We start from the raw sequence: 8,956 nt of genomic DNA, 5'->3' as shown, positions 1-8,956 counted from the left end.
CTTCGCGGCCGTCTTCGCCGTCTCGGTCGGGTGGGCCGTGCTGGCCCACACCGCGTCGCGGCGTACGCCGGTCAGCTGACAAACCGGGCCAGACCGGAGACCAGCTCGGCCAGGTCGTCGGGCCGCGACCACATCGGGCAGCGGCTGGTGGTCAGGCCGGAGAGGCTCTCGGGCGGCCCGAGCACCCCCAGCGGCGGCATCGGCAGCACGATCGGCGCGTTCAGCGTCGCATCGGCCCGCCCGTCCGCCCGTGCGACTCCGCCACCACCTCGGCGACCACCGACAGCGCGATCTCCCCCGGCGCCTTGCCGCCCGTGTCGAGCCCGGCCGGCACGTGCAGCGTGTCGAGCCCCGCCGCGCCCTCGGCCTCGAGCTCCGCCAGCAGGCCCTCGGACCGTCGGCGGCTCGCCAGCATCGCCACGTACGACGCGGGCGAGGCGAGCGCCGCCCGCAGGGCCTCCGCGGCGTCGGGCGCGTCGTGGTCGCAGAGCACCACCGCGTCACCCGCGGCCAGTCGCAGCGCTGCCAACCGGGCGACGCCGCGGCCGCCCTCGTCGTCGGCCACGACCACCACCTCGCGACCGACGGCGCCGGCGATGGTCTCGATCGCCTCACTGACCGGGTTGCGGCTCAGCAGCACGATCCGGCCGTGCGCGACCTCGTCGTCGGACCAGGACTGCTGCCGCTGGCTCACGACAGCAGCTCCGGCTCGGTCCGCTCGCGGACCTCGTCCTCGGTGACGCCCGGGGCCAGCTCCACCAGCCGCAGCGCCCGCTCGCCGAGGGTGCCCGAGGCGGCGACCTCACCGGTGGCCGGGTCGACGACGTCGATGACGCACAGGTCGGTGATGATCCGCTGCACCACCCGCTTGCCGGTGTAGGGGAGGTCGCACTCCTCGAGGATCTTCAGCGAGCCGTCCTTGGCGGTGTGCTCCATCAGCACGATGACGCGCTTGGCGCCGTGGACCAGGTCCATCGCGCCGCCCATGCCCTTGACCATCTTGCCGGGGATCATCCAGTTGGCGATGTCGCCGTTGCGGGAGACCTGCATGGCGCCCAGGATCGCCGCGTCGATCTTGCCGCCGCGGATCATCCCGAAGGAGGTCGCGGAGTCGAAGAACGACGCCCCGCGGCGCACGGTCACGGTCTCCTTGCCGGCGTTGATCAGGTCGGGGTCCTCCTCGCCGGCGACCGGGTAGGCACCGACACCGAGGATGCCGTTCTCCGACTGCAGCACCAGCTCGACGTCGTCAGAGACGTGGTTGGGCACCAGCGTCGGGAGCCCGATCCCGAGGTTGACGTAGGAGCCGTCGGTCAGCTCGGAGGCCGCCCGTGCGGCCATCTCCTCTCGGCTCCAGCTCATGCCGGTCGCACCGTCCTCTTCTCGATCTGCTTGTCGGCCGCCTGCTCGGGCGTCAGCGCGAGCACCCGCTGCACGTAGACGCCGGGGGTGTGGACGTCGTTCGGGTCGAGCTCGCCGGGCTCCACGAGGTGCTCGACCTCGGCGATCGTGACGCGCCCGCACATGGCGGCCAGCGGGTTGAAGTTGCGTGCGGAGTCGCGGTAGACGAGGTTGCCGTGGCGGTCGCCCTTCCAGGCCCGCACGAGGGCGAAGTCGGCCACGATCGCCTCCTCCATCACGAACTCCTTCTCGCCCTCGGCGGTGGCGAAGGTGCGGACCTCCTTGGGCGGCGAGGCGACCAGGACGCCGCCCGCGTCGTCGTACCTCCAGGGCAGGCCGCCCTCGGCGACCTGGGTGCCGACCCCGGTGGCGGTGAAGAACGCCGGGATGCCGGAGCCGCCGGCGCGCATCCGCTCCGCGAGGGTGCCCTGCGGGGTGAGCTCGACCTCGAGCTCGCCGGCGAGGTACTGGCGCGCGAACTCCTTGTTCTCCCCCACGTAGGAGGAGATCATCCGGCGCAGCCGCTTCTCGTACAGCAGCCGGCCCAGCCCCCACTCGTCGACGCCGCAGTTGTTGGAGACCGCCTGCAGGTCGGTGGTGCCGGCCTCGAGGAGCGCCTCGATGAGCACCGAGGGGATGCCACAGAGCCCGAACCCGCCGACGGCCACGGTGGCGCCGTCGGGGAGGTCGGCCACCGCCTCCGCGGCGCTCGCGACGACCTTGTCCATCGTGATCCTGCTTCCTGCCGGGGTGTCGGGACGCCAGCGATCCTAGCCAGCGCGACGTGGCGCCGGTCACGGCCCGGCACGACGCCCGTTCGGCCCGGCGCTCCCGCGCCCGTACGCTTCACGCCATGCCTCCAGCGACCCACGTGGTGTCCACCGACTGGTCCCGTGTGCAGCTCCACGTGGTCTCCGGCAAGGGCGGCACCGGCAAGTCGACCGTGGCCGCCGCCCTGGCGCTCGCCCTCGCGGGGGCCGGGAGGAACGTGCTGCTGTGCGAGGTCGAGGGCCGCCAGGGCATCGCCCGGATGTTCGACGTCGACCCCCTGCCGTACGAGGAGCGCCGCATCGCGCGGGGGCTGGCCGACCGCAACGGCTCCGCCGGCGTCGTGCACGCGCTGCACATCGAGCCCGAGGCGGCGTTCCTGGAGTACCTCGCGATGTACTACAAGCTCGGTCGCGCCGGGAAGGCCCTCGACCGGTTCGGCGTCACCGAGTTCGCCACCACGATCGCGCCCGGCGTGCGCGACGTGCTGCTGACCGGCAAGGTCTACGAGGCCGTCGACCGCAACGCGCGCAACAGGAACGCCACCCGGTACGACGCCGTCGTGCTCGACGCGCCGCCGACCGGCCGGATCAGCCAGTTCCTCGGCGTCAACGCCGAGCTCGCCGGGCTGGCCAAGGTCGGGCCCATCAAGTCGCAGGCCGACAACGTGATGGGGCTCTTCCGGTCCGGTCGCACCGCCATCCACCTGGTCACCGTGCTGGAGGAGATGCCCGTGCAGGAGACGTCCGACGCCATCGCCGAGCTCCGCGGGCACGACCTGCCGGTCGGCGCGGTCATCGTCAACCAGGTGCGCCCGCGCGACCTCGCGGTCGACCAGCTCGCGGCGGCGCGCACCGGTGTCATCGACGCGGCGGAGGTCACCGCCGACCTCACCCGCGCGAAGGTCGACGCGACGCACGAGATGGTGGAGACGCTGGCGACGGAAGGTCGCGAGCACGCCGAGCGGCGAGCGCTGGAGGATGCCCAGCGCGCGCTGGTCGACCGGCTCGGCGTGCCCGTCTACGAGCTCCCGCGGCTCGCGGGCGGCGTCGACCCCGGCGCCCTGCACGAGCTCGCCGCCGAGCTCCGCCAGCAGGGGGTCGCCCGATGAGCGCCCCGGTGAGCGTGCCCGTCCTCGACGTCGACGCCCTGCTCGACGAGCCCCACACCGGCATCATCGTGTGCTGCGGCTCCGGCGGGGTCGGCAAGACGACGACCTCGGCGGCCCTGGCCGTGCGCGCGGCCATGCGGGGTCGCAAGGTCGTGGTCCTCACCATCGACCCGGCCCGCCGGCTGGCCCAGTCGATGGGCATCGAGAAGCTCGACAACACCCCGCGCCCGGTGCCGCTGTCGGACGAGGCGAAGGGCTCGCTCGACGCGATGATGCTGGACATGAAGCGCACGTTCGACGAGGTGGTGACCAGCCAGGCCACCCCGGAGAAGGCCCAGCAGATCCTCGACAACCCCTTCTACGTCGCCCTGTCCAGCTCGTTCGCGGGCACGCAGGAGTACATGGCGATGGAGAAGCTCGGCCAGATCCACCGGCAGGCGCAGGTCGACGACAGCTACGACCTGATCGTCGTGGACACCCCGCCGTCCCGGTCCGCGCTGGACTTCCTCGACGCCCCGGAGCGGTTGTCGAGCTTCCTGGACGGCCGGTTCATCCGGCTGCTGCTCATGCCCGCCCGCGGCCCGGCGCGGCTGATGACCGCCGGGGTCGGGCTCGTCACGAACGCGCTGACGAAGATCCTGGGCGCCCAGGTGCTGCGGGACGTGCAGACGTTCGTCGCGGCCCTCGACACCCTGTTCGGCGGCTTCCGGCAGCGCGCCCAGAAGACGTTCGAGCTGCTGCAGGCCGACGGCACGGCGTTCCTCGTCGTCGCGGCCCCCGAGCCCGACGCGCTGCGCGAGGCGGCGTACTTCGTCGAGCGTCTGAGCGACGAGGAGATGCCCCTGGCCGGGCTGGTCGTCAACCGCGCCAGCACGACGTCCGGTGAGGGCCTGTCCGCCGAGGAGGCCACGGCGGCCGCCGACCGGCTCCTGCGCACCGACCCCGCGTCGCTGACCGGCGGCCTGCTGCGCGTGCACGCCGATCGAGCCCGGATGGTGGCCCGGGAGGCCCGGCTGCGCGAGCGCTTCGCCGCCGCCCACCCCCGGGTGCCGACCGTGGTCGTGCCGGCCCTGGCCGGCGACGTCCACGATCTCGACGGCCTGCGCGAGGTGGGCCGGCTGCTCGCCGGCACCCACCTCGACGGCTGACGCCGCAGGGCGTCGGTCAGACGGCGAGGTGCGGGACCGAGGTCTGCTTCTCGCGGGCGGCCTCGAGCACGGCACGCCACGAGGCGGCCGGGCGACGGCGGAGGAGGGCCCGGCGCTCACGCTCGGTCATGCCGCCCCAGACGCCCCACTCGATCTGGTTGTCGAGCGCCTCGGCCAGGCACTCCGTCTTCACGGGGCAGCCCGTGCACAGCTGCTTGGCCTTGTTCTGCTCGGCACCCCGCACGAAGAGCTCGTCCGGTGCCGTCTCCTTGCACGCTGCCTTCGTCGTCCAGTCCTCAACCCACATGAGAAAACCCGATTCTGTCTGGCCGGTTGGGCATCCCCATGATGTCCACCTCGGCGCTACGAGGTAAAAGGTATGGACCACAGCGGTCCGCCACCAGCCACCAATAGCCCAATTCGCATAGTCCTCTTGGACTACTCCGGGGTGGTCCCGCGATAGCCCTCCGGGATGGTCCGCCCCGGCCAGGGACCACCTCGTCGGCTGGGTGAGCCGGGCGTCCCTCCCGTACCCTGGAGGCATGTCGGACCGAGCCTCGTCGCGCCCTCACGGCCCCGCCGCCCTCGCCCACCTGGGCGTGATGGCGGCCGTCGCCGCGGTGATGGGCCTCCTGGTGGCCGGTCTCGCCATCCCCTTCGCCGGGGTGGTCGGCGTCGCCGCCAAGGACGTCGCCAAGAGCATGGACAACCTGCCCGCCGAGCTCGAGGCCACCCCGCTGGCGCAGAAGACCAGCATCCTCGACGGCGAGGGCAACCTCATCGCCTCGCTGTACGACGAGAACCGCGTCAACGTCAGCCTCGGCCAGGTCTCGCGCAAGATGATCAAGGCGATCGTCTCCATCGAGGACTACCGCTTCTACAACCACGGCGCCCTCGACATCCGGGGCACCCTGCGCGCCCTGGTGACCAACCAGGCCTCCGACGGCGTGGTCCAGGGCGGCTCCTCGATCACCCAGCAGATGGTCAAGATGACGCTGCTCGACCAGGCCGGCCGCGACAAGCAGGCCGCCGCCGCGGCGACCGAGGACACCTACGCCCGCAAGGTCCGCGAGCTGCGCTACGCCATCGCGTTCGAGAAGAACTACTCCAAGGACTGGATCCTCGAGCGCTACCTCAACATCGCCTACTTCGGTGACGGCGCCTACGGCATCCAGGCCGCCGCCCGCCACTACTTCGGCAAGAACGCCAAGAACCTCGGCATCGGCCAGTCCGCGATGCTGGCGGGCGTGGTGAAGAACCCGACGCTGTACGACCCGACCAACTACCCCGAGAAGGCGCGGGAGCGACGCGACGTCGTCCTCGACCGGATGGCGCAGCTCAACGTCATCTCGCCCCGGAGGGCCGAGAAGATCAAGGCCACGGGGCTGCGCCTGGACATCCACCGCTCGCCCAACGGCTGCACGCAGTCCCAGGCGCCGTTCTTCTGCGACTACGTCGTCAACTACCTCGAGCAGGACGAGTCGCTCGGCGACACGCCCGCCGCCCGCCGGCGGCTGCTGAGGTCGGGTGGCCTGACCATCCGCACCACCATCGACCTGGACCACCAGGTGGCCGCCGACGCCGCCGTGGCCGACGCCGTCTACCCCCAGGACCAGGCCATCGGGGGGCTCGCCATGGTCGAGCCCCGCACCGGCGACGTGAAGGCACTGGCCCAGTCCCGGCCCATGGGCGGCAACAAGGAGGCCGGCGAGACCTACCTCAACTACGTCGTGCCCCGCGAGTACGGCGACGCCAACGGCTTCCAGGCGGGGTCGACCTTCAAGGTGTTCGTGCTGGCCTCCGCGATCAACCAGGGCATCCCGCTGAGCACCTCCATCCCCTCCCCGGACAGCATGGAGATCCCCGACTCGGAGTTCGAGACCTGCAACGGCCCGTACGCCGGCAGCGGCTCCTGGCCGGTCAGCAACTCGACCGGCTCGGGCACGTTCGACCTCTACACCGGCACCCAGCAGTCGGTGAACACCTTCTTCGCCCAGCTGGAGACCGAGACCGGCATGTGCGAGCCCCTGGGGCTGGCCGAGGACATGGGCATCGAGCTGCCCCCCAGCCAGAGGGTCCCGTCCTGGATCCTGGGTGTCTCCGACTCGGACCCGCTCACGATGGCCGAGGCGTACGCCACCTTCGCCGCTCGCGGCCTGCACTGCGACTCCCGCCCGGTGACGGCCATCGAGGACGCCAACGGCTCCCTCCTCAAGAGCTATCCCGAGGCCTGCCGGCAGGTGCTGCCGGGGGCGACCGCCGACGCGGTCAACGACGTCCTGCGCGGTGTCATGGAGCCGGGCGGCTTCGGCCAGAACATCGCCATCGACAAGCCGTCGGCCGGCAAGACCGGCACCAACAACGGCAACAACTCGGTCTGGTTCATCGGCTACACCCCCCAGCTCGCCGCGGCCGCGATGGTCGCCGGGGCCAACTCGTCGGGCCAGTGGATCACGCTCAACGGCCAGTCGGTCGGCGGCTCCTACATCAGCAGCGCCTTCGGCTCGACGATCGCCGGCCCCATCTGGGGGCAGGCGATGGCTGCGGTGTCGCCGGACCTGGACTACGAGGACTTCAACCCACCCGCGGGCGACCAGGTCGCCGGCGTGCTGGCCTCGGTGCCCGACGTGTCGGGCATGACGGTGGAGGCGGCCACGGCGACGCTCGAGGCCGCGGGCTTCGTCGCCGGGAACGGCGGCTACGTCAGCTCCGAGGTCGAGGCCGACCGCGTCGCCTACAGCGCGCCCGGCACGGGCACCTCGCTCAGCAGCGGCGACACGGTCGTGCTCTACCAGTCCACGGGCAGCGTGCCCCAGGACGACGTCGACGAGGCCTCCGACGACTCGGGGAGCAACGGACGGGGCCGCGGTCGCGGCCGCGGCTGACCCTCAGCCCAGCTGGCGGCGTACCTCCGCGGCCACGGCGCCGCCGTCGGCGCGACCCTTGACCTGCGGTGTGACGACGCCCATCACCTTGCCCATGGCGCGCATGCCCTCACCGGAAGCGCCGGTCCGATCGATCGCCTCGGTGACCAGTGCGCTGATCTCGGCCGCGTCCAGCTGCTCGGGCAGGTAGTCGGCGATCACCTCGCCCTCGGCCCTCTCCTTGGCCGCCATCTCGGCGCGGTCGCCCTGCTCGAACGCGACCGCGGCCTCCCGGCGCTTCTTCGCCTCCGTGGAGAGCACCCCGACGATGTCGTCGTCGCTCAGCTCGCGGTGCTGCTTGCCGGCGACCTCGGCGTTGGTGATGGCCGTCAGGACCATGCGCAGCGTCGAGGAGCGCACCTCGTCGCGCGACTTCATCGCCACGGTGAGGTCGGCGCGGAGACGGTCCTTGAGAGAGCTCATGGGGCCAGTGTGACAGCCTTGCCCGGTGGACCTCACCCGCACAGCCACCCGCACCCTCGGCGCCGGCGCCGCCCTCGGGGCCGGGCTGGCGGCGTACGCCGCGGCCGAGGCGCGTGCCTACACGCTGCGCGAGGTCGAGGTGCCGGTGCTCCCCAGCGGTCATGACGCCCTCCGGGTGCTGCACCTCAGCGACATCCACATGACCCCCGGCCAGCGGGCCAAGCAGGCGTGGCTGCGCGACCTCGCCGACCTGCGCCCCGACCTGGTGATCGACACCGGCGACAACCTGGCCCACCAGCGGGCGGTCGCGCCGGTCGTCGGCGCGCTGGCCGGCCTGCTCGAGGTGCCCGGGGTGTTCGTCCTCGGGTCGAACGACTACTTCGCACCGACGCTGCGCAACCCGCTGCGCTACCTGCTCCCCGACGACGGGAGGCGCAACACCAGCTCGCCGCACCTGCCGTGGCGTGACCTGCGCCGGGCCTTCGAGGACGCCGGCTGGCTCGACCTGACCAACGGGTACGGCACCCTGGACGTCGGCGGCACCCGGATCGCCTTCGCCGGCGTCGACGACCCGCACCTGCGCTACGACGACCTGTCGTCGGTGTCCGGGCCGGCCGACCCGCACGCCGACGTCCGGCTCGCGGTGGCCCACGCGCCGTACCTCCGGGTGCTCGACCAGTTCGCCGCGGACGGGTACGACGCGGTGGTCGCCGGACACACCCACGGCGGCCAGGTGTGCGTGCCGGGCATCGGCGCCCTGACGACCAACTGCGACCTGGAGCCGGCTCGGGTCAAGGGGCTGCACCGCCACCCGGCGGACTCGGCCCCCGGCGACCCGGGCTCGTCGTGGCTGCACGTCTCGGCCGGTCTGGGCACCAGTCCCTATGTCCGGTTCCGGGTGGCGTGCCGGCCCGAGGCCACGCTGGTCACCCTCACCCCGCGCTGAGGCGTCGCGTCCGCCCGGGTCGATTGCGGGACGCCGAGAGCGCTCGGGTATGCTCGCCGTGCCCCAGGACCGGTCGGTCCACACGGGCGATCGGGCTGTGGCGCAGCTTGGTAGCGCGCCTCGTTCGGGACGAGGAGGCCGCAGGTTCAAATCCTGTCAGCCCGACAGTGTCATCTCGCAGGAGATGGAGATGGAAGGTCCGGACCCCCACCGGGGGGCCGGACCTTCGCTGTGT

The 8,956-nt window shown here is 72.2% G+C and carries 10 protein-coding genes and 1 tRNA gene; 5 read left to right on the top strand and 6 right to left on the bottom strand.

The window, feature by feature from the left end; genetic code table 11:
* Positions 1–71: 71 nt before the first annotated feature.
* From QZX64_RS05760 to QZX64_RS05745, 4 genes are read right to left on the bottom strand one after another with little or no spacing between them, the layout of a single operon-like run.
* Positions 72–200, bottom strand: coding sequence for a hypothetical protein (locus QZX64_RS05760; RefSeq protein ID WP_295657650.1), 129 nt, complete (start codon positions 198–200; stop codon positions 72–74).
* 20 nt (positions 201–220) lie between these two features.
* Positions 221–694: an XdhC family protein gene (locus tag QZX64_RS05755; RefSeq protein WP_295657649.1), complete on the bottom strand. Its 474-nt coding sequence runs from the start codon at positions 692–694 to the stop codon at positions 221–223.
* On the bottom strand, positions 691–1,362 hold the full coding sequence (locus QZX64_RS05750; protein WP_295657648.1) for a 3-oxoacid CoA-transferase subunit B: 672 nt from the start codon (positions 1,360–1,362) through the stop codon (positions 691–693). The genes QZX64_RS05755 and QZX64_RS05750 overlap by 4 nt, the downstream gene beginning before the upstream one ends.
* Positions 1,359–2,129, bottom strand: coding sequence for a CoA transferase subunit A (locus QZX64_RS05745; protein WP_295657647.1), 771 nt, complete (start codon positions 2,127–2,129; stop codon positions 1,359–1,361). The genes QZX64_RS05750 and QZX64_RS05745 overlap by 4 nt, the downstream gene beginning before the upstream one ends.
* Before the next feature lie 125 nt (positions 2,130–2,254).
* Between QZX64_RS05745 and QZX64_RS05740 the strand changes: the two genes are divergently transcribed.
* Both QZX64_RS05740 and QZX64_RS05735 read left to right on the top strand, forming a co-directional pair.
* Positions 2,255–3,280: an ArsA-related P-loop ATPase gene (locus QZX64_RS05740; protein WP_295657646.1), complete on the top strand. Its 1,026-nt coding sequence runs from the start codon at positions 2,255–2,257 to the stop codon at positions 3,278–3,280.
* Positions 3,277–4,428 (top strand): ArsA family ATPase, encoded by a 1,152-nt coding sequence (locus tag QZX64_RS05735; protein ID WP_295657645.1) that lies wholly within the window; start codon positions 3,277–3,279, stop codon positions 4,426–4,428. Before QZX64_RS05740 ends, QZX64_RS05735 begins: the two co-directional genes overlap by 4 nt.
* Positions 4,429–4,444: 16 nt before the next feature.
* On the opposite strand, the gene QZX64_RS05730 is transcribed toward QZX64_RS05735, so the two are convergent.
* Positions 4,445–4,735: a WhiB family transcriptional regulator gene (locus tag QZX64_RS05730; RefSeq protein WP_295657644.1), complete on the bottom strand. Its 291-nt coding sequence runs from the start codon at positions 4,733–4,735 to the stop codon at positions 4,445–4,447.
* 235 nt (positions 4,736–4,970) lie between these two features.
* Between QZX64_RS05730 and QZX64_RS05725 the strand changes: the two genes are divergently transcribed.
* Positions 4,971–7,313, top strand: coding sequence for a transglycosylase domain-containing protein (locus QZX64_RS05725; RefSeq protein WP_295657643.1), 2,343 nt, complete (start codon positions 4,971–4,973; stop codon positions 7,311–7,313).
* Positions 7,314–7,316: 3 nt separating this feature from the next.
* Here the strand turns inward: QZX64_RS05725 and QZX64_RS05720 are convergent, their stop codons facing one another.
* Entirely contained in the window at positions 7,317–7,775 is a 459-nt protein-coding gene (locus tag QZX64_RS05720; RefSeq protein WP_295657642.1) for a GatB/YqeY domain-containing protein, read from the bottom strand.
* 25 nt (positions 7,776–7,800) lie between these two features.
* Here QZX64_RS05720 and QZX64_RS05715 point away from each other — a divergent pair, with 25 nt between their 5' ends.
* Both QZX64_RS05715 and QZX64_RS05710 read left to right on the top strand, forming a co-directional pair.
* Positions 7,801–8,721, top strand: a complete 921-nt coding sequence (locus QZX64_RS05715; RefSeq protein WP_295657641.1) for a metallophosphoesterase — start codon at positions 7,801–7,803, stop codon at positions 8,719–8,721.
* A gap of 91 nt (positions 8,722–8,812) precedes the next feature.
* A tRNA-Pro gene (locus tag QZX64_RS05710) sits at positions 8,813–8,886 on the top strand.
* Positions 8,887–8,956 lie beyond the last annotated feature (70 nt).

This window comes from uncultured Nocardioides sp., from assembly GCF_902805925.1.
In the GTDB taxonomy this organism is placed as follows: Bacteria; Actinomycetota; Actinomycetes; order Propionibacteriales; family Nocardioidaceae; genus Nocardioides.
The sequence above is the reverse complement of the archived record's forward strand: the minus strand, read 5'-3'. Positions and strand labels throughout refer to the sequence as shown.